Raw genomic sequence first — 19,269 nt, 5'->3', positions numbered from 1 at the left:
GTCTTATTCCTTCACGGCCGCATTCGATGCCAGCGCCACCGGCGCCGCGTCCATCGCCACCAGCTGCGCCGCGATCGGCGCGCCTGGGCGCACGCGCTGCAGGCCGTTCACGACGATCTTCTCGCCGCTTTTCAGGCCAGTGCGCACCACGCGCAGGCCGCCCACGGTGGGGCCGAGCGTGACCGGGCGGTATTCGGCCTTGTTGTCGGCGCCGACCACGAACACATACTTGCGGCTCTGGTCCGTGGCCACGGCGCGGTCGCTGATCAGGACAGCGTTGCGGCTGTCGGCGGCGCCCAGCTGGATGCGCGCGAACAGGCCGGGCGCCAGCTTGCGCTCGGTGTTGTCAAACGTGGCGCGCATGCGCACGCTGCCGGTACGGGCGTCTAACTGGTTATCGACGAATTCGAGCTTGCCTTCGTGCGGGAAGCCGTCTTCGTTGGCCAGGCCCACGCGCACGCCGACCGGCGCGCCACCCTGGGCCTTGGCGCCGACGCGCAGATAGGTTTCCTCGTCGCCGTCGAAGCTGGCGTAGATGCGGTCCAGCGACACCACCGAGGTCAGCACCGCCGTGGCATCGACCAGGTTGCCGAGGGTGATCTCGGCTTTCGACACGCGGCCGTCGATCGGCGACACGACCTTGGTATAGGCCAGGTTCAGGCGTGCGGCGTCAAGCTGGGCTTGGGCCGCGTTGGCGTTGGCTTCGAGTTCCTTCTGGCCGGCGGCGGCTTCGTCGTATTCGCGGCGGGCGATGGCTTTGTCGGCCAGCAGGCTTTCGGCGCGCGCCAGTTCGCGTTTAGCCAGATCGAGCTTGGCGCGGGCCGAGGCAGCTGCTGCCTCCGCACGGGAAGCCTCTGCCTGATACGGACGCGGGTCGACCACGAACAGCACGTCGCCCTTCTTCACTTCGCTGCCCGGCTTGAAGTTGACAGCGGTGATGAAGCCGCTGACGCGCGAGCGGATCTCGACGCGTTCGATGGCTTCCAGGCGGCCCGAGAATTCCTGGGTTTCGGCGACCGGACGCTCCAGCACCAGCGCGGCCGAGACCGGCGGTGCGGCGGGCGCCTGGGCTTCGGCGGCCTTGCCAGCTGGTTTGCCCGTTGCATCGCCGCAGCCGGAAAGCGTGGCCGCAATCAGGCCGGCGGCCGCCAGCGCCATCGACATCGGCTGCAGGAGTGCGGACCATTCATGTGTGCGTTTCATGTTTACCCCTTGTTATTGTTGAGTATTAGTAATGAGTCAAATGCTTGGGCAATACCCGCCCTGCCCGACGCCGTTCTCGAACGGCGCAGGAAAATTCAGGCAAAGCGGGTCCCGCCACGCTCGGATGAGCGCGGTAGTCCGGTTCAGTAGTGGTTTAGAAGATCAGATGGATCAGGTGGCGGAAGTCATCCCGTGGCTGCCTCCCCGTCGAGGCCGGCAATGAAGGCGGCGATTTCGGTCAGGGCGCTGGCCTTGCAGGCGCAGTCGTTGCGCCCGCCCGGTTCGGTCAGCGGCGCCGGCAGCAGGCGGCGCACGGAGGCTGGCACGCCGAAGCTGTTCAGCTTGGCGCCATAGGCTTCGGCTTCGTCGCGCAAGGGATCATCCTCGGCGGACAGGATCAGGGCCGGCGGCAGATTCTTCAGCCGGCTCGATTGCAGCGGCGACGCGTACGGGTGGGTACGGTCGGCGGCATGCGGCAGGTAGCCGCGGTAGGCGGCGGCGCAATCGTCGGCCAGCGCTTCCATGTCGGGGCAGTTCGGCATTTCGCGCATCGAGCAGGTCGACAGACCCGGGTCGAGCATCGGCATCAGGAGGATCTGGCCGGCCAGTTTCGGGGCACCGCGGTCGCGCGACATCAGGGCGCAGACGGCGGCCAGGTTGGCGCCGGCCTCGATGCCGGCCACCAGCATGCGCTTGCCGTTCCAGCCGAGCTTGGTCTTGTTCTTTTTTGCCCACAGCAGCACGGCGTGGGCATCCTCGACGGCCGCGGGGAAGGGACGCACGGTGGCCAGGGTGTAGCTGGACGCCAGCACCACCTGCGCGTGGCCGCCATCGGCCAGGTGGCGCAGGAAGACATCGGAGTCGTCCAGCTTGTCTTCGACGAAACCGCCGCCGTGGAAGAACACGATCAGTGTGTCGCGCTTGGCCGCCGGACCGGCGCTGTACAGGCGCGCCTTCAGCGGCCCCTGTTCGCCGGCAACGGCGAGTTCCTTGACGCGCACGTCGTCGGCCTTGCCTGCCAGGCCGGTCTCGAAGGGCGCGTTCATGGCGCCACCTGCGCAGCAACGGCCAGCAATTGTGCATTCGCAGCACGTTCGGCATGCGCCTCGGGGCAGACGGTTTCGATCACGGCATTCGACAAGGCCTGGACGCCGCGCGCCTCGACGCCGGCGGCCTGGGCATATGCGCCGCTGCCAACCATGCCCGCCATCGCCAGCGTACTTAGCGCCAGGGCGATTGTTGCGACGATGCCATCCTTGTGTGTCATGACCTGCTCCGATGTAAAAAATATGACTGTCAGTACGCACACTATAGACATCATCTACAATCTGATAAAGATGCCAATTTCGAATTGATTGTTCGGAATGGGCGAACAATAAGCGAAAAACCTGAACGATTCCTGATCGAGAGAGAAGCAAAGTGAACAAGCTGCAAGCCATGGAAGTGTTCGTGCAGGTGGTCGACACCGGCAGTTTCACGCGCGCGGCCGAGATGCTGAACATGCCCAAGGCCAGCGTGTCGACCCTGGTACAGGCGCTGGAAACGGCACTCGCGGCCAAGTTGCTGCACCGCACCACGCGGCTCGTCACCGTCACCTCGGACGGGGCCGCCTATTACGAGCGCTGCATCCGTATCCTGTCGGATGTGCGCGACGCCGAGGAGTCGCTGTCGCGCACGCGCCTCAATCCCAGTGGACGGCTACGGGTCGATTCGCCTACCGGCTTGTCGAGCGAAATCCTGATCCCGGCCCTGCCCGGCTTTTTCGAGCGCTACCCGGACATCACGCTGGAACTGGGCAGCACCGACCGCACGATCGACCTGATCGAGGAAGGCGTCGATTGCGCGGTGCGCGGCGGCCCCCTGCTCGACCCCGGCCTGATCGCGCGCCGGGTCGGCGTGGTCAACTTCCTTACCGCCGCCGCGCCGGCCTATCTGGCGCGCCACGGCACGCCCGTGCATCCGAACGATTTACTGAAGCACCGCTGCGTGAATTATTTTTCGGCCAGGAACGGCAAGGTCTACGACTGGGATTTCAACCGCGACGGCGAGCGCATCGAGATTCCCCTGCCCGGCTTGATCGCCCTGAACGATTCGAACGCCTATGTTACCGCCGGGCTGGCGGGGCTGGGGGTCATCCAGATGACCGATTACCTGTTGCTGCGCCACGTGCAGGAAGGCCGCATGGTGCAGTTGCTCCCGGACTGGAGCAGCGACCCGCTGCCGGTGCACGTGGTGTATCCGCAAAACCGCCATTTGTCGGCCAAGGTGCGCGTGTTCGTCGAATGGGTGTCGGAGCTGTTTGCGAACCATCCGCAGATGCGCCTGGGTGTGCGTCCGGGTTTCGCGGAACAGGCCCAGGCGGCGTGATTTTTTCGGCCGGGACGGGTGTAGAATTTCTACACAAAAATCAATTCAGGAGACCCTCGCCATGCGCGCCACCCCGTCCCGCGACATCCACACCCTGCTCGACATCTACAGCGAAAGCCACCGCAACCCGACCAATGAACTGATCCATTTCGTGTGCGTGCCGGTGATCGTGTTCTCGCTGCTCGGCATTTTGTGGGCGATTCATCCGCTGGTGGCGCTGGCCGCGACGGCTGGGGCCATGTGGTACTACTTCCAGCTCTCGAAACCCTTTGCCCTGGGCATGCTGGCGATGGCGGGGATCATGCTGGCCCTGCTGGCAGCGATGCCGGCGTACGCCGTGCTGCCGCTGTCGATCGCCATCTTCGTGGTGGCCTGGATTGGCCAGTTCGTTGGGCACAAGATTGAGGGCAAGAAGCCGTCGTTCTTCGACGACCTGCGTTTCCTGCTGATCGGACCGTTGTTCGTGCTGGGCTTCCTGTACCGCAGGCTGAATCTGGCTTATTGATACCGGCTAATTAAAGCCGGCATATTGAGCTCTGGCGCCAACGCGCGCCACGCGGCGCCGACGAGGAGTAGGATTTCTGGACAGAGAAACAAGCCGGAGATCATCATGAAAAAGTCACTGCCCCTCGTTGCCATCCTCGCCGCCGGCCTGCTCGCCGGCTGCGCCACCCCGCCCCAGTCGGGCAGCGTCTACCGTTCCTACCAGGCCCAGTCCGAGCAGGTCGTGCGCATGGGCGTGGTCGAATCGGTACGCAACGTTACCATCGTTAACCCGGAATCGGGCGTCGGTACCATGGGCGGCGCGGCCCTGGGGGGCCTGGCCGGCTCGCAGATCGGCAGCGGCAACGGCTCGGCCGCGGTCGGCATCGTCGGCGCCATTGCCGGCGGGCTGATCGGGAACCGGGTCGAGGCGAATGCCAACAACCGCCCGGGTTTCGAAATCACGGTCCGGCTCGACAATGGCGAGTTGCGCGCGATTACCCAGTCGGCCGATGAATTGTTCCGTCCGGGCGAGCGTGTGCGTTTGCTGAGCAATGGTTACCAGACCCGCGTGACGCATTGATCGCGTTCCCCGCGCCGTAGGGTGGACGGCTATGCCGTCCACGCGTTCAACTAAAGCGACCTTTGCCATATTGCTTCTGTTTGTTGAACGCGTGGACGGGAGACCCGTCCACCCTACCGCTTGTCACCGTGAGCAGCCAAGGTGTTGCAGCGCCTTCAAAAACCTGCTTACTTAGGTCTTTTATTGCCAATCTATAGACGACAGGCAACAGCGAAAGCACGTATACTTTCGCGATGCCTACTCCCGTTCTGTTCGTCATCGCATCCCTGATCTGGGGTTCGACCTTCTGGGCCATCACCTTGCAGCTGGGCGACGTGCCGCCGGCCGTTTCCGTGGTCTACCGATTTGCCCTGGCTTCGGCCACGCTGTTCTTCATTTGCCTGATCCGCGGCCACAAGCTGCAGCTGCCATGGCGCACCCAGAAATGGATGATGCTGCAGGGCGCCGCCACCTTTGGCCTGTCCTATATCTGCACTTACCAGGCTGAAGAAGTCGTGGTCTCGGGCCTGGTGGCGGTGCTGTTCGCGCTGATGGTGTTCTGGACGCCGCTCCTGGGCCGCGTCTTCCACGGCACGCCGATCGCGCCGCGCACCTGGGGTGCGGGCGCGGTGGCCACCGCCGGCGTGGCCCTGCTGTTCTGGCACTCGATCAGCCAGGCCTGGCAGGATCTGCAGCTGGGCGGCAGCGGCCACTTCCTGCTGGGCGTGGTGCTGGCCCTGGCGGCAACGATTGCCAGCTCGGCCGGCAGCATCGTGGTGAGCAAGGTGCGCGAACAATCGACCAACGTGATGCTGACCACGGCCTGGTCCATGCTCTGGGGCACGCTGCTGGTGGTGTTCTACGTGCTGCTTACCGGCCAGCGCTTCGTGGCGCCGCCGAGCCTGTCGTACACGCTGGGCCTGTTCTACCTGGCCCTGTTCGGCTCGGTGATCGCCTTCCTCGCCTACTTCACGCTGATCGCCCGCATCGGGCCGCAAAAGGCGGTGTACATCGGCGTGATCACGCCGGTGCTGTCGGTGCTGCTGTCGATCAAGCTCGAACACTACCGTCCCGGTCCCGTCGAATTCTTCGGCATGGTCCTCTGCCTGGCCAGCGTGGCCTGGGCACTGCGTGCACCCGCAGCCAAACCAGTGCAAAATGATCTTTTGAACAACGCAATCGAAACCCCATGACATCTTCCACACACTTTTCCATCCGCCCCGCCGAGCCGGCCGACGTTACCGACATCCATTCGATGATCGTCGAGCTGGCCGTGTTCGAGAAACTCGAACACATGGTGGTTGCCACCGAGGAGCTGCTGCACGAAGGCCTGTTCGGTACCAGACCGGCCTGCGAAGCCATCGTCGGCGAGGAAAACGGCGAAGTCGTGGCCTTTGCCCTGTTCTTCCATAACTTCTCGACCTTCCTCACGAAGAAGGGCCTGTACCTGGAAGATTTGTACGTGCGCCAATCGCATCGCGGCAAGGGCTACGGCACCCAGCTGCTCGCGCGCTTGGCCCAGCTGGCCGTGGAGCGCAACTGCGGCCGCTTCGAGTGGTCGGTGCTGGACTGGAACGAGCCGGCCATCGGCTTCTACCAAACCATGGGCGCCGAGATCTTGCCCGAGTGGCGCATCTGCCGCGTGACCGGCGAAGCGCTCGATCACCTGGCGCGGCGCGGGCTCTGATTCGGCGGCCGGCAAGCTGGCGCAGAAACGCCGCATCCCAAACTGGCAAGAAAAAGCCCACGGGACCTTGTAGCGCCGTGGGCGAACCCATTTTTTAGGATGGGGAGGGGAGAGTGGGAATCAACGGTTTCAATATATCCGCCTGACGCCGCTGACTATGGTTGTTCTTACAATTGCTTACCTCTCTTACGGATTCTCTTGAGCTTAATAATTACCGAGCTGGGAATGCGCGATTTGAGAAGCCTCAAGCATTGTGGTGGGCTGTGGCACGATTGAGTTATCACAAACGCAACGGATAGGCGAAGTCGACAATGTGCTCTTCCACGGAGGGAGAGAACCATGAAACTCAGCCTCAAACGGATCAAATCGCGGATCTACAAGGCGTGGCTGCGTTCACGTCTCGACAATTACTCGCGCAGCCTGCATGCCATCGAGGTGCAACGGGCGAATGATTTTCATGCCGAGCGGATGTTGCATCGAGCGGTGTCGTCGACGAAGGCGAAGTTGCAGTCGTTGTGAAGTGTTTCGAATGATCGAATGGTGTACCGCGTGGACTCAGGAGTCCACCCTACGTAAAACCCGGTTTGTAGGGTGGGCCGGGCCGCGCAAGGCTCTTGAGCCCACGCGGTGCGGAGTGTCCAGACACAGAACTCGGTCAGAAGACGTGCTCGTGAACCACTCTTTATGTTGAGGCCTCAAAACCCCGCCGGCAGCCCCACATCCCGCTCGCGCATCACGCCGCCGTTCACCACGGCCTGGCAAGGATTGAAGCCGATCGAATACGCCAGCTCCGACGGCCGCGCGATATCCCACAGCGCAAAGTCGGCCCGCTTGCCGACTTCCAGTGTCCCGATGCGGTCGTGCATGCCCAGCGCACGCGCCGCGTGCACGGTCGCGCCCTGCAAGGCTTCACGTGGCGTCAGGCGCCACATGGTACAGGCCATGTTCATCGCCAGCAGAAGCGAACTCATCGGCGAGGTGCCCGGGTTGCAGTCGGTCGCCACCGCCAGCGGCACGCCGGCGGCGCGCAGTTCGGCGATGGGCGGCATGCGCGTCTCGCGCAGGAAGTACCAGGCGCCCGGCAGCAGCACCGCCACCGTGCCGGCCGCCGCCATGGCGGCAATCCCAGCCGGGGTCAAATGCTCCAGGTGATCCGCGGATAAACCACGGTAGCGCGCCACCAGTTCCGCCCCGCGCTGCTCGGAAAGTTGTTCCGCATGCAGCTTGACCGGTAGATTCAGGCGCTTGGCGGCATTGAACACGCGCTCGGTCTGGTCGTAGGTAAAGCCGATGTGCTCGCAGAAGGCGTCGACCGCGTCGACCAGCCCTTCCTTGGCCAGCAGCGGCAACATGCGTTCGGTCACTTCGGCGATGTAATCGTCGGCACGGTCGGCGAATTCCGGCGGCAGCGCATGCGCGCCCAAAAACGTGGTCCGCACGCACACCGGCAAAATTTCGCCCAGGCGCCGCGCCGCGCGCAGCAAATTCGCTTCGCCCGTCATGTTCAGGCCATAGCCGGACTTGATCTCGAGCGTGGTCACGCCCTCGGCCAGCAGTTGCGACACGCGCGGCGCGCTGACGCGGATCAGGTCCTCGACGCTGGCGGCGCGGGTGGCGCGCACCGTGGACATGATGCCGCCGCCATTCCTGGCGATGTCTTCGTAGCTGGCGCCTTCCAGGCGCGCTTCCCATTCGTCGGCACGGTTGCCGGCGTGGACGATGTGGGTGTGGCAGTCGATCAGGCCGGGCGTCAGCCAGGCGCCGTCGCAGTCGTGGATGACGGCCGCGCGCGGGGCGTCGCGGCGTGCGCCGACCCAGGCGATGCGCCCGTGGTGCACGGCAATCGCGCCATCCATGATTTCGCCATAGCCGCCGACCATGGTGGCCAAATTCACGTTCGCAAATACCGCATCGACCCGCGGATTGCTGCGTTCACTCATCTTCGTCCTCGTTGTAATAGAAAATATCGACGATGAAGATCGTCGCCTGCGTGGTTTCGAGCGACCACACGGTACCGGGGTCGAACATCACCGCGTCATAGCGTACCAGCCCGATGCGTTCGGCGTCGCTGGCGATCTCCAGGCTCTCGCCCTCGGCCAGGAACAGCACCGTCAAGTCGGCGCGCGCCACGAACGTCGATTTACCGGACAGGCGGCGCCGCCCGAACTGGTGGTAACAGCAATCGCTGCGCGTCATCACATTGAAGTCGGTGGTCGGCCCGCGGTTCAGCTTGGCCACCACCTGCGATTCGCCGTCGAACGCCAGCACCGGGCCGGACTCGCACAGGATCACGCGCTCGGAACCGTCGATGTCGAGCGTCATGCCATGACCGTCGACCAGCGCCAGCGTGCGATCCACGCCGGGGAAGCTGGAGAACGGGCCGTCCTCGGCGATGGTCGCCAGGCTCACGCGCCACTCGAAGTTCTCGAGATTGGCTTCGGGCGGGCCGACTGCGATGGTGGTCGTGCTGCCGCCGCCGTTTTTCCAGGGCAGCGCCGACAGGCCGGCAAAGGGAATCAGGATGTTCATGCTCTTACCTCGCGCAACTGGTTGATCGCCTGCCGGTAGCGGCGCGCGATGGTGTCCTGGGCCATGTGGCGCCCGCCCTGCACGACCCAGCGCCCGCCGGCCAGCACGTCGCGCACCAGGTTGTCGTTGCCGCAAAAGACCAGGCGGCCCATCACGTCAGCCTCGAGCGCGCCTTCCAGGTTCGGATGCGCGCTGTCGAGCACCAGCAGGTCGGCGCGCCGGCCCGCCTCCAAGGCGCCCACGGCACGCCCGGCCGCCTGTGCGCCACCGGCCAGCGCATCCTGCCACAAGTTGAGCGCAACGTCGCGCCGCGTTGAACTCGCGACAACGTTGCGGCGCAGATGAGCCAGGCGCTGGCCATACTCGAGCCAGCGCAATTCCTCAACCGGGCTCTGCGACACATGGCTGTCGCTGCCGATGCCCCAGCGTCCGCCCAGCGCCAGGTAATCCCCGAGCGGGAACAGGCCGTCGCCCAGGTTGGCCTCGGTGGTCGGGCAGATGCCGGCCACCGCACCGCTGCCCGCCAGCGCCCTCACCTCTTCCTCGTTCAGGTGAGTGGCATGCACCAGGCACCAGCGTTCGTCGATGCCGATGTTCTCCAGCAGGTACTCGACCGGACGCCAGCCACTGAACGCCAGGCTCTGCTCGACTTCGCCCTGCTGCTCGGCGATGTGGATGTGCAGCGGGCGCTCCTTCGGCAGCGCCGCCGCCAGTTCGCGGATCTGCTCGATGCCGGCCGCGCGCAGCGAATGCGGCGCCGCGCCCACTTCCAGCTGGCTTGACCTCAGCGGCCCCAATGCCTCGACGATGCGCAGCACGGTGTCGACGTCGGTGCGGAAGCGCCTTTGTTCCGGCTTCAGGAGCTGCTCGCCGAAGCCGCTGTGGCTGTACAGGACCGGCAGCAGGGTCAGGCCGATGCCGGATTGCTGGCCGGCCGCGGCGATGCGCTCGGCCATCTCGGCCGGCCGCGCGTACAGCTCGCCGGCTGGATCGCGCTGGATGTAGTGGAACTCGCACAGCGAGGTGTAGCCGTGGCGCAGGCATTCCGAGAACAGCTGGGCGGCAATGGCCTCGGCCTGCTCGGGCGTGATGTTGGCGGCGAAGCGGTACATCAGTTCGCGCCAGGTCCAGAAGCTGTCCGGGCCGTCGCCGGCGTGCTCGGTCAGGCCGCCGAGCGCGCGCTGGAAGGCGTGCGAGTGCAGGTTGGCCATGCCCGGCACCACGTAGTCGGCGCGCGGCACGCCGATCGGCGGACGCGCATCGGCCTGCACCCGCGTAAGGGCGCCGCGTGCATCCCATTCGATCAGCACGTCGCCGCGCCAGCCTTCCGGCAGCAACGCGTGGCGCGCGAATAAAGCATTCATGACTGCACCCAGGCCAGCGCGGCTTCCATCATCTCGGCCAGCAAGGGCTGGACCTCGGCCGCTACCTCCGGACGGTACTCGAAAGGCGGCGCCTCGTTCATGTACAGGCACTGGCACATCTCGAGCTGGATCGCGTGCACGCCCTCGTGCGGCTGGCCATAGAAGCGCGTGATGTGGCCGCCCTTGAAGCGGCCATTCACGGCGATGCTGAAGCGGTCCTGGGCGCGGGCCACGCCGACCACGGCCTGCTCCAGCCCCGGATCGCAGGATTTTCCTTCCGCTGTGCCGAAATTCAGGTCCGGCAGGCGGCCTTCGAAGAAGCGCGGCACGACCGAGGCGATCGAGTGCGCATCCCAGAGTACTACCTTGCCGTGCAGCGCCAGCAGGCGCGCCAGTTCCGCGCGCAGCTGGTTGTGGTAGGGGCGCCAGTAGCGCTCGAGGCGGCGCTGGACTTCGGCGGCGTCCGGCAGCTTGCCCTCCTGGTACAGGCTTTCGCGCCCGAAGGTGTCGACCGGGCACAGGCCGGTGGTGTCCAGCCCCGGGTACAGGTTCGTGTTTTCCGGCGGCCGGTTCAGGTCGATGGCATAGCGCGACCAGCGCGCAGCCAGGGTCGAGATGCCGAGGCGGTCGGCCGCCTCGTACAGCTCGGCCAGGTGCCAGTCGGTGTCGGCCGTCGCCAGCGCGCAGGGCGCCATCGTGGCGGCGACTTCGTCGGGAATGTCGGTGCCCACGTGGGGCATCGACAGCAGCATCGGCGCAGTACCTGCCTTGAACCGGAAATCCATCACCTCTCCTCTAGCGGTTGAATTAGGGATGCAGAACTGCGAACAGCTCCTTGCATGATGCGGACAGCGCGCCTTCGACCACCATGCGGCGCGCGGCCTCGATGTCGGGTGCGAAGAAGCGGTCGGCATCATAGGGCGCCACCTGCGCGCGCAGCTGGGCATGCACGTGCTCCAGGTGCCTTGATGTCGCCAGCGGGCGATGGAACTCGATGCCCTGCCCTGCCGCCAGCAATTCGATACCGACAATCACAGCCGTATTGTGCGCCATCTGGTCCAATCGGCGCGCCGCGAAGGTGGCCATGCTGACATGGTCTTCCTGGTTGGCCGAGGTCGGCAAGCTGTCGACACTGGCAGGATGGGCCAGCGACTTGTTCTCCGACGCCAGCGCGGCAGCCGTTACGTGGGCGATCATGAAGCCCGAGTTCAGGCCCGGCTCGCGCACCAGGAAGGCCGGCAGGCCGGACAGATTCGCGTCGATCAGCAGCGCGATGCGACGTTCGGCCAGGGCGCCGACTTCGGCAATGGCGAGGGCCAGGGTGTCGGCGGCAAAGGCGACCGGCTCGGCGTGGAAGTTACCGCCGGAGAGGATGTCGCCACACGAGGCGACATCCGGCGCCACAAACAGCAGCGGATTGTCGGTAACGGCATTCGCCTCGATCAGCAGGGTGCGGCCGGCGTTGGCCACCAGGTCCATCACCGCGCCCATGACTTGCGGCTGGCAGCGCAGGCTGTAGGGGTCCTGCACGCGCTCGTCGCCCACCAGGTGCGAGGCGCGGATGGCGCTGCCGGCCATCAGTTCGCGGTAGATGGCGGCGGCGGCGATCTGCCCGGGCTGGCCGCGCACGGCGTGGATGCGTGCGTCGAACGGCGCATCGCTGCCGCGCGCCGCGTCCACCGACAGCGCGCCGGTGACCATCGCCGCTTCCACCAGGCGCTCGGCCATGAACAGGCCGTGCAGGGCCAGCGCGGTCGATACCTGGGTGCCGTTGATCAGGGCCAGGCCTTCTTTCGCGGCCAGCGTCACCGGCTCGATGCCGGCCGCGCGCAGGGCTTCGGCCGCGTCGACGATCTCGCCCTTCACGCGCACCGGGCCGACGCCGAGGATGGCCAGGGTCATGTGGGCCAGCGGCGCCAGGTCGCCCGAGGCGCCGACCGAACCCTGCGACGGAATCGCCGGCATGATGCCCGCGTTATAGATGGCGATCAGGGTGTCGATGATCAGCGGACGCACGCCGGAATAGCCGCGCGCCAGGCTGCCGATCTTGGTCAGCAGGATCAGGCGGACGACGTTGTCCGCAATGAGTTCGCCGGTGCCGACCGCATGCGACAGGATCAGGTTGCGCTGCAGCTGCGCCAGTTGCTCGTTCGGGATGTGGGCCTTGGCCAGGATGCCGAAGCCGGTGTTGATGCCGTAGGCCGAGTCGCCCTTGGCGACGATGTCGTCGACCAGCGCGGCGGATGCCGCAATCGGTGCCGCGGCGTTGGCCGACAGCGCGATCGGGAAGTGCTCGGCCCAAACGGCGCGCAAGTCGGCCAGCGTGAGGGCGCCGGGTTCCAGGGTCCAAGCTTGTTGCAGGTCTTGTGATGCGTGTTTCATGTCTTGATTACCTTACTTGATCATCGGGAGATTCAGGCCCTGGCGCTTGGCCGTCTCGATGGCGGATTCGTAGCCGGCATCGGCGTGGCGCATCACGCCCGAGCCGCTGTCGTTCACCAGCACGCGCGCCAGGCGTTTCGCCGCAGCCTCGGTGCCGTCGGCAACGATCACCACGCCCGAGTGCTGCGAGTAGCCCATGCCCACGCCGCCGCCATGGTGCAGCGACACCCAGGTGGCGCCGCCGGCCGTGTTCAGCATGGCGTTCAGCAGCGGCCAGTCCGACACGGCGTCGGTGCCGTCGCGCATGCTCTCGGTTTCGCGGTTCGGGCTGGCGACCGAGCCGGTGTCGAGGTGGTCGCGGCCGATGACGATCGGCGCCTTCAGTTCGCCCGTGCGCACCATTTCGTTGAATGCCAGGCCGGCCAGGTGGCGCTCGCCCAGGCCCAGCCAGCAGATGCGCGCCGGCAGGCCCTGGAAGGCGATGCGCTCGCGCGCCATGTCGAGCCAGCGGTGCACCTGCGCATGCTGCGGGAACAGCTCCTTGATCTTGGCGTCGGTTTTATAAATGTCTTCCGGGTCGCCGGACAGCGCCACCCAGCGGAAGGGACCACGCCCTTCGCAGAACTGCGGACGGATATAGGCCGGCACGAAGCCGGGGAAGTCGAAGGCGTTCGTCAAGCCGTCGTCGAATGCCACCTGGCGGATGTTGTTGCCGTAGTCGACCGCGTAGGCACCCAGTTCCTTGAAGTCGAGGATGGCCTGCACGTGCCTGGCGCAGGACGCCGCCGCTGCCGCTTTCAGGCGCGCGTGCTGCGCCGGGTCGCGCTGCGCCGCCTTCCATTCCTCGACCGTCCAGCCGCTCGGCAGGTAGCCGTTGATCAGGTCATGGGCCGAGGTCTGGTCGGTGACCAGGTCCGGCACCAGGCCGCCCTCGCGCGCACGGCGCACCAGTTCCGGCAGCACGTCGGCGGCATTTCCGAGCAGGCCGATCGACACGGCTTCGCGTTGTTCGGTGTGCTTCTTGATGAGGGCGATGGCCTCGTCGATGTCCTTGGCCTGCTTGTCGAGGTAGCGGGTGCGCAGGCGGAAGTCGATGCTGGTCTGCTGGCATTCGACGGTCAGCGAGACCGCGCCGGCAAAGGTGGCCGCCAGCGGTTGCGCGCCGCCCATGCCGCCCAGGCCGGCGGTGAGGATCCAGCGGCCGCCCCAGTCGCCATTGAAGTGCTGGCGGCCGGCTTCGGCAAAGGTTTCGTAGGTGCCTTGCACGATGCCCTGGGTGCCGATGTAGATCCAGCTGCCGGCCGTCATCTGGCCGTACATGAACAAGCCCTTGCGGTCGAGTTCATTGAAATGCTCCCAGTTGGCCCACTTCGGCACCAGGTTCGAGTTGGCCAGCAGCACGCGCGGGGCGTTTTCGTGGGTCTGGAACACGCCGACCGGTTTGCCGGACTGGATGAGCAGGGTCTGGTCGTCTTCCAGCTCGCGCAGGGAGGCGAGGATCTGGTCGTAGCATTCCCAGTTGCGCGCCGCGCGACCGATGCCGCCGTAGACCACCAGGCGCTGCGGGTCCTCGGCCACCTCGGCATCGAGGTTGTTCTGCAGCATGCGGTAGGCGGCTTCGGTGAGCCAGCTTTTGCAGTTCAGCTCGGTGCCGCGCGGGGCGCGGATGGTGCGCGTGGGGTCGAAGCGCGGATCGGTATCGGACGGGGGCGAGGCATGGGTCATGGCAGCTCCTGGGTTGAGGATATGCTCAGAGTCTAGGTTGTCTATACAACAGCGTCAATCCGTTTTGCGCATCTTTGGCCTGGAACCTCAACCGTACGGTGGGCACTCCGTGCCCACGCGGTTACGTGCTCATCCGTATTCCGCTGCCTGGAAACATCGCTCGCTAACGTTTGCGATAAACGTAACGCCAACAATGCGCTGTTTGAACCGCCAACAATGATCATCGTTCCGCGTGGGCACGGGGTGCCCACCCTACGATTCGTGGCTCCGATTACTGCTTCTGGTACACCTGCTTCCCACCCACCCAGGTCTGCAGCACGCCGGTCTTATAAATATCGTAGGTCGACACCTTGAACAAATCCTGGTCCACCACGATGAAGTCGGCCCACTTGCCCGGCTCCAGCGAGCCTAAGCTGTTTTCCGCGTGGCCCGCATAGGCTGCGTCAAGCGTGAAGCAGCGGAAGGCTTCCTTCAGCGACATCGCCTGGTTCGGATACCAGCCGGCAATTGGCTGGCCCGACGCATCCTGGCGCGTCACCGCTGCATGGATGCCAAAGAAGGGATTTGGCGACTCCACCGGGAAGTCCGACCCGCAGGCGATACGCGAACCCTGGTGCAGGAAGCTGCGCCACGCATACGCCCCCTTGATCCGCTCATGCCCGACGCGCGTTTCCGCCATGTTCTTGTCCGAGGTGGCGTGGGTCGGCTGCATCGACGGAATGATGCCAAGCGTCTTGAAGCGCACGATGTCGGCCTGCGTGACGACCTGGGCGTGCTCGATGCGGTGGCGCTGGGCCGCGCTCTTGGTCGCTGCCAGTTCCTTCTGGTAGATGTCGAGGATCTGGTGGTTGCCGGCGTCGCCGATGGCGTGCACGTTGACCTGGTAGCCGCGCGCCATCGCCTTTTTCATCATGGCGTCCATCTGCGCGGTTTTATAGAACAGCAGACCGTGCGAATGCGGCTCGTCGCTGTAGGGTTTGATCAGCGCGGCGCCGCGGCTGCCCAGGGCGCCATCCGAATACAGTTTCACGGCACGCAGCGCGTACATGTCGTTGCCGTAGGTTTTCAGCGGACCGTTCTTGGCCAGCGCATCGAAGTCGCCTTCGGTGCCGCCGATCATGCCGTAGATACGCGCAGTCAGTTTCCCTTGATCGGCGTAGGCGCGGTACAAACGGTCTTCCGCCACGCCCAGGCCGGCGTCATGGGTGCTGGTGACGCCCACTTTGGCCAGCGCACCGAGCGCACGGTCCAGCACGACGCGGCCTTCGGCCTCGGTCTGCGGCGGCAACACTTTGGTCACCAGCTCCTGGGCCGCGTCGACCAGCACGCCGGTGGCTTTACCGTTCGCATCGCGCACGATCTTGCCGCCTGCCGGGTCCGGGGTTTTATCGGTGATGCCGGCCGCCGCCAGCGCGCGGCTGTTGGCCCAGCCGGCATGGCCGTCGACGCGCTCGAACCAGACCGGGCGGTCGCTGACGACCGTGTCCACATCCGCCGCGGTCGGGAAGCGGCCCAGCTTCCAGTTCTCCTGGTTCCAGCCGCGCCCGCGCAACCAGCCCTGGCCGGCATTCGCGCGGCTGTAGTCGGCGATCGCCTTCAGCGCGCCTTCGAGCGAGGTGGTTTGCGAGAGGTCGAGCTGGGTCAGCATCTGGCCCAGGCCGAACACGTGGCCGTGGGCGTCGATCAGGCCCGGCAGCAGGGTCTTGCCGCCCATGTCGACGCGGCGCGCGCCCGGCGCCTTGGCGCTGACGTCGGCAGCGCTGCCGACGGCCAGGATCTTGCCCTGGGCGTCAAAGGCGAGCGCCGTGAACTGCACCAGTTCACCCTTGCTGTCGAGCGTGTATCCGTTGGCGTTCTCGATCACCGTCTGCGCCTGTACCGACATGGCGGCGACTGCGGCAAACACGAACATGGAACACTGCTTCAGGGTGGGGCGCATGGATTCTCCGTTTTATTTAATAAATGCAAAACATGAGTGTAGCGAAGTCCCTGCCGCTTTGACACTGCCGTCGGCCGCCATCCGCCACTATTTCGTTATCATTCGCTAAACCGACTCGATCCCTCCCGCCGACATGCCTTTCAAACGCCTCGCCCTCAGCCTTTCCCTGATATGTACATGCATCCACGGCGTGCACGCCGCCGACTGGGACGCACCGCAGGACCCCTTCCCCATCTACGGCGGCAGTTACTATGTCGGCCCCCAGGGCGTGGCCTCGGTGCTGATCACCTCGCCCAAGGGGCACATCCTGATCGACGGCGGCACGCCGAAGTCGGCGGCCACCATCATCGAGCACATACGCAGGCTCGGCTTCAAGCCGGAAGAGATCAAATACATCCTGGTGTCGCACGAGCACTTCGACCATGCCGGCGGCCTGGCCCAGCTGCAGCGAGTGAGCGGCGCCACGGTAATCACCAGCGCCGCCGCCAAGCCGGTACTGGAAAGCGGCAAGCCGAACCGGGGCGACCCGCAGTTCGGCGCCCTGCCCGACATCGAGCCGGTGGAAAACGTACAGGCGGTGCGCGACGGCGACGTCGTGACCGTCGGGCCGCTGGCGGTGAAAGCCAACTACACCCCGGGCCACACCCAGGGCGGCATCACCTGGACCTGGACGGCAATCGAGCCGGCCGGCGCCATGAACATGGTCTACGCCGACAGCCTGAACGCCTTTGGCCTGAACGGTTTCCGCTACAGCGGCAATCCGCACTACCCGACCGCGCTGGCCGACATCGAACGCTCGATCGCACGCGTGGCCGCCCTGCCCTGCGACATTTTGGTGTCGGCCCACCCGGAAGCCAGCGGGCTGTTCGAGCGCCATGCGCGCCAGGCCAACGAAGGCAGCACTGCCTTCATCGACCGCGAGGCCTGCCGCCGCTATGCCGAAGCCGGGCGCCAGCGCCTGGAGAAAACGCTGACGCAGGAAGCGGCGGCGCGGTAGGGTGGATGGCTATGCCATCCACGCGTTCAACTCGCACATGCATAGCCGCAAAACCAAAAAATCAAACGTCGCTCTTTTCCCTGTCGATCAGCGCCCGCTTGCGCGCGATGCCCCAGCGGTAGCCCGACAAGCCGCCATCGTTGCGCACCACCCGGTGGCAGGGAATCGCCACCGCCACCGGATTGGCCGCGCAGGCGCCGGCCACCGCGCGCACCGCATTCGGCGACCCGATGCGCTGCGCCAGTTCGGTATAACTCACCGTCACCCCGGCCGGAATCGCGCGCAAGGCCTCCCACACGCGCTGCTGGAAAGCGGTGCCACGCACGTGGAGCGGCAAGTCCAGGCCCAGGCGCGGCGCTTCCACGAAACCGACCACCAGCGCCACCGTGCGCTCGAAACCGGCATCGGCGCCGACCAGCCGCGCCTTCGGAAAGCGGTCCTGCAGGTCGTGCACCAGGGCTTCGGGATCGTCGCCCATCAGGATCGCGCAGATGCCACGGCCGGTGCTGGCGACCAGGATCGCGCCGAGCGAACAGGCGGCCACCGCGAAACGGATCTCCTCGCCCGCGCCGCCGCTGCGAAAGCGCGCCGGCGCCATGCCCAGCATCGCATCGGCTCCCGCATAAAAGCGCGAGCTCGATTGGAAGCCGGCCGCATACAGCGCATCGGTGACCGGAGCGCCCTGGGCCAGTCCTGCGCGCACGCGCGCCGCCCGCACCGCGCCGGCATAGGCTTTCGGCGTCACCCCGGCCTGCGCCTTGAACACGCGGTGGAAGTGGAAGCGGCTCATGCCGGCGCTGGCTGCGAGCGCGTCCAGGCTGGGCTCTTCCTCGCTCGCCTCGATCAGGCGGCAGGCCGCGGCCACCAGCTGCGCCTGGCGCTCGGCCAGCGGCGGCAGGTCGGGCCGGCAGCGCAGGCAGGGCCGGAAGCCCGCGCTTTCCGCTTCCGCGCAACTGGCATGGAAGGCGACGTTCTCGCGCCGCGCCGGCCGTGCGCCGCAGGAAGGCCGGCAATACACGCCGGTGGTCCGCACCGAGTAATAGAAGACGCCGTCGGCGGCGCGCTCGCGGCGCTGCACGGCGTCCCAGCGCGCTGCGTCGCTGGCGTATTCGTAGAGAATGGTATCGGTCTTCATGGCGGCTCCTGGCGGGATTATTCGCCCTATCGTGGCACCTGCTCCACACGCGCGCACTCCAGCTCTTGCTTTCGAATTGCGATGCTAGAATCGCGGCTGTCGGCAGCCATCATTATCGCCCCACCGGAGAGCAGTTTGAACGAACAGAGCGCGCAAGCGAGTACCCCTATCTTCCAGCGTATCAAGGATTACCTTGTCGGCGAGATCGCGTCGGGCCGCTGGAAAGAAGGCGACCTCGTGCCCTCGGAGCAGGCGCTGGTGCGCCAGTTCGGGGTCTCGCGCATGACGGTCAACCGCGCCGTGCGCGAGCTGACCGCCGAACAGGTGCTGACCCGGCGCCAGGGTTCGGGCACCTACGTGGCGCCGCAAAAATACCAGGCGACCCTGGTCGAGATCCGGAATATCGCCGACGAAGTACGCGCGCGCGGCCACCGCCACCGCAGCAGCCTGCACCTGCTGGAAGCAACGCCGGCGAGCGAGGCGCTGGCCCTGCAGTTCGGCCTGGCGCCGGACGCGCCGCTGTACCACTCGCTGATCGTCCACTTCGAGAACGAGGTGCCGATCCAGCTCGAAGACCGCTGGGTGAACCCGGCCTGCGCGCCGGACTACCTGGCCCAGGACTTCAATGCCATCACGCCCAACGAACACCTGATGGCGGTCGCCCCACTGCAGGGCGCCACCTGGGCCATCGAATCGCTGGGCGCGCCGCGCGACGTGGCCGAGCTGCTGGCCATCGAGGCGAAAAGCCCGTGCCTGGTGCTCAAGCGCAAGACCACTTCGGGCGGGCGCGTGGCGTCCAGCGTCACGATGTGGCATCCCGGCAACTTGTACCAGTTCACGGGCAGCGTGGGCTGAACGCGACGCCTGGACGGATTTTTTCGGCCGGCATGTTCCGC

The 19,269-nt window shown here is 65.9% G+C and carries 19 protein-coding genes; 8 read left to right on the top strand and 11 right to left on the bottom strand.

All coding sequences use genetic code 11. The features are described 5' to 3' along the window. Positions 1 to 3: 3 nt before the first annotated feature. From ACWYRN_RS11465 to ACWYRN_RS11455, 3 genes are all read right to left on the bottom strand, one after another. Positions 4 to 1,203 carry an efflux RND transporter periplasmic adaptor subunit gene (locus tag ACWYRN_RS11465; protein WP_488692534.1) on the bottom strand — a complete coding sequence of 400 codons (1,200 nt, stop codon included), beginning with the start codon at positions 1,201 to 1,203 and terminating at the stop codon, positions 4 to 6. 185 nt (positions 1,204 to 1,388) lie between these two features. After that, the gene (locus ACWYRN_RS11460) at positions 1,389 to 2,249 is read right to left on the bottom strand and encodes an alpha/beta hydrolase (protein WP_488692533.1); all 861 of its coding nucleotides are present in this window, start codon (positions 2,247 to 2,249) and stop codon (positions 1,389 to 1,391) included. Beyond that, positions 2,246 to 2,470 carry a hypothetical protein gene (locus tag ACWYRN_RS11455; RefSeq protein ID WP_488692532.1) on the bottom strand — a complete coding sequence of 75 codons (225 nt, stop codon included), beginning with the start codon at positions 2,468 to 2,470 and terminating at the stop codon, positions 2,246 to 2,248. The genes ACWYRN_RS11460 and ACWYRN_RS11455 overlap by 4 nt, the downstream gene beginning before the upstream one ends. A gap of 152 nt (positions 2,471 to 2,622) precedes the next feature. On the opposite strand from ACWYRN_RS11455, the gene ACWYRN_RS11450 reads away from it, so the two are divergent. The 6 genes from ACWYRN_RS11450 (at position 2,623) to ACWYRN_RS11425 (ending at position 6,821) form a co-directional block, all read left to right on the top strand. Further along, positions 2,623 to 3,570, top strand: a complete 948-nt coding sequence (locus tag ACWYRN_RS11450; RefSeq protein ID WP_488692531.1) for a LysR family transcriptional regulator — start codon at positions 2,623 to 2,625, stop codon at positions 3,568 to 3,570. A 61-nt stretch (positions 3,571 to 3,631) separates the two neighbouring features. Further along, positions 3,632 to 4,075 (top strand): Mpo1 family 2-hydroxy fatty acid dioxygenase, encoded by a 444-nt coding sequence (locus ACWYRN_RS11445; protein ID WP_488692530.1) that lies wholly within the window; start codon positions 3,632 to 3,634, stop codon positions 4,073 to 4,075. A 105-nt stretch (positions 4,076 to 4,180) separates the two neighbouring features. Further along, positions 4,181 to 4,636 carry an outer membrane lipoprotein gene (locus ACWYRN_RS11440; RefSeq protein WP_488692529.1) on the top strand — a complete coding sequence of 152 codons (456 nt, stop codon included), beginning with the start codon at positions 4,181 to 4,183 and terminating at the stop codon, positions 4,634 to 4,636. 233 nt (positions 4,637 to 4,869) lie between these two features. Next, a complete protein-coding gene (locus ACWYRN_RS11435) occupies positions 4,870 to 5,808 on the top strand; it encodes a DMT family transporter (RefSeq protein ID WP_488692528.1) in 939 nt (312 codons plus the stop codon). Beyond that, complete coding sequence (locus ACWYRN_RS11430) at positions 5,805 to 6,302, top strand: GNAT family N-acetyltransferase (RefSeq protein ID WP_488692527.1); 498 nt, start codon at positions 5,805 to 5,807, stop codon at positions 6,300 to 6,302. Before ACWYRN_RS11435 ends, ACWYRN_RS11430 begins: the two co-directional genes overlap by 4 nt. A 339-nt stretch (positions 6,303 to 6,641) precedes the next feature. Continuing rightward, positions 6,642 to 6,821 (top strand): hypothetical protein, encoded by a 180-nt coding sequence (locus tag ACWYRN_RS11425; protein ID WP_488692526.1) that lies wholly within the window; start codon positions 6,642 to 6,644, stop codon positions 6,819 to 6,821. Positions 6,822 to 6,997: 176 nt separating this feature from the next. On the opposite strand, the gene hutI is transcribed toward ACWYRN_RS11425, so the two are convergent. The 7 genes from hutI to ACWYRN_RS11390 form a co-directional block, all read right to left on the bottom strand. Then, positions 6,998 to 8,242, bottom strand: a complete 1,245-nt coding sequence (hutI, locus tag ACWYRN_RS11420; RefSeq protein WP_488692525.1) for an imidazolonepropionase — start codon at positions 8,240 to 8,242, stop codon at positions 6,998 to 7,000. Beyond that, the gene (locus ACWYRN_RS11415; protein ID WP_488692524.1) at positions 8,235 to 8,831 is read right to left on the bottom strand and encodes a HutD/Ves family protein; all 597 of its coding nucleotides are present in this window, start codon (positions 8,829 to 8,831) and stop codon (positions 8,235 to 8,237) included. Before ACWYRN_RS11415 ends, hutI begins: the two co-directional genes overlap by 8 nt. Then, positions 8,828 to 10,195, bottom strand: a complete 1,368-nt coding sequence (locus tag ACWYRN_RS11410; RefSeq protein WP_488692523.1) for a formimidoylglutamate deiminase — start codon at positions 10,193 to 10,195, stop codon at positions 8,828 to 8,830. Before ACWYRN_RS11410 ends, ACWYRN_RS11415 begins: the two co-directional genes overlap by 4 nt. Next, entirely contained in the window at positions 10,192 to 10,980 is a 789-nt protein-coding gene (gene hutG, locus ACWYRN_RS11405; RefSeq protein WP_488692522.1) for an N-formylglutamate deformylase, read from the bottom strand. The genes ACWYRN_RS11410 and hutG overlap by 4 nt, the downstream gene beginning before the upstream one ends. A 22-nt stretch (positions 10,981 to 11,002) precedes the next feature. Beyond that, complete coding sequence (hutH, locus tag ACWYRN_RS11400; protein WP_488692521.1) at positions 11,003 to 12,577, bottom strand: histidine ammonia-lyase; 1,575 nt, start codon at positions 12,575 to 12,577, stop codon at positions 11,003 to 11,005. Positions 12,578 to 12,589: 12 nt separating this feature from the next. Further along, positions 12,590 to 14,302, bottom strand: coding sequence for a urocanate hydratase (gene hutU, locus ACWYRN_RS11395; RefSeq protein ID WP_488692520.1), 1,713 nt, complete (start codon positions 14,300 to 14,302; stop codon positions 12,590 to 12,592). Between the two features lie 271 nt (positions 14,303 to 14,573). Next, positions 14,574 to 16,241 carry an amidohydrolase gene (locus ACWYRN_RS11390; protein WP_488692519.1) on the bottom strand — a complete coding sequence of 556 codons (1,668 nt, stop codon included), beginning with the start codon at positions 16,239 to 16,241 and terminating at the stop codon, positions 14,574 to 14,576. A 190-nt stretch (positions 16,242 to 16,431) separates the two neighbouring features. Between ACWYRN_RS11390 and bla the strand changes: the two genes are divergently transcribed. Continuing rightward, entirely contained in the window at positions 16,432 to 17,238 is an 807-nt protein-coding gene (gene bla / locus ACWYRN_RS11385; protein ID WP_488692518.1) for a subclass B3 metallo-beta-lactamase, read from the top strand. Between the two features lie 61 nt (positions 17,239 to 17,299). On the opposite strand, the gene ada is transcribed toward bla, so the two are convergent. Further along, a complete protein-coding gene (ada, locus tag ACWYRN_RS11380) occupies positions 17,300 to 18,373 on the bottom strand; it encodes a bifunctional DNA-binding transcriptional regulator/O6-methylguanine-DNA methyltransferase Ada (protein ID WP_488692517.1) in 1,074 nt (357 codons plus the stop codon). A 135-nt stretch (positions 18,374 to 18,508) separates the two neighbouring features. On the opposite strand from ada, the gene hutC reads away from it, so the two are divergent. Continuing rightward, a complete protein-coding gene (hutC, locus tag ACWYRN_RS11375; protein WP_488692516.1) occupies positions 18,509 to 19,228 on the top strand; it encodes a histidine utilization transcriptional repressor HutC in 720 nt (239 codons plus the stop codon). Positions 19,229 to 19,269 lie beyond the last annotated feature (41 nt).

Source organism: Massilia sp. BAP21, from assembly GCF_057801335.1.
Note: the sequence above shows the minus strand (reverse complement) of the source record. Positions and strands in the feature narration are given on the sequence as shown.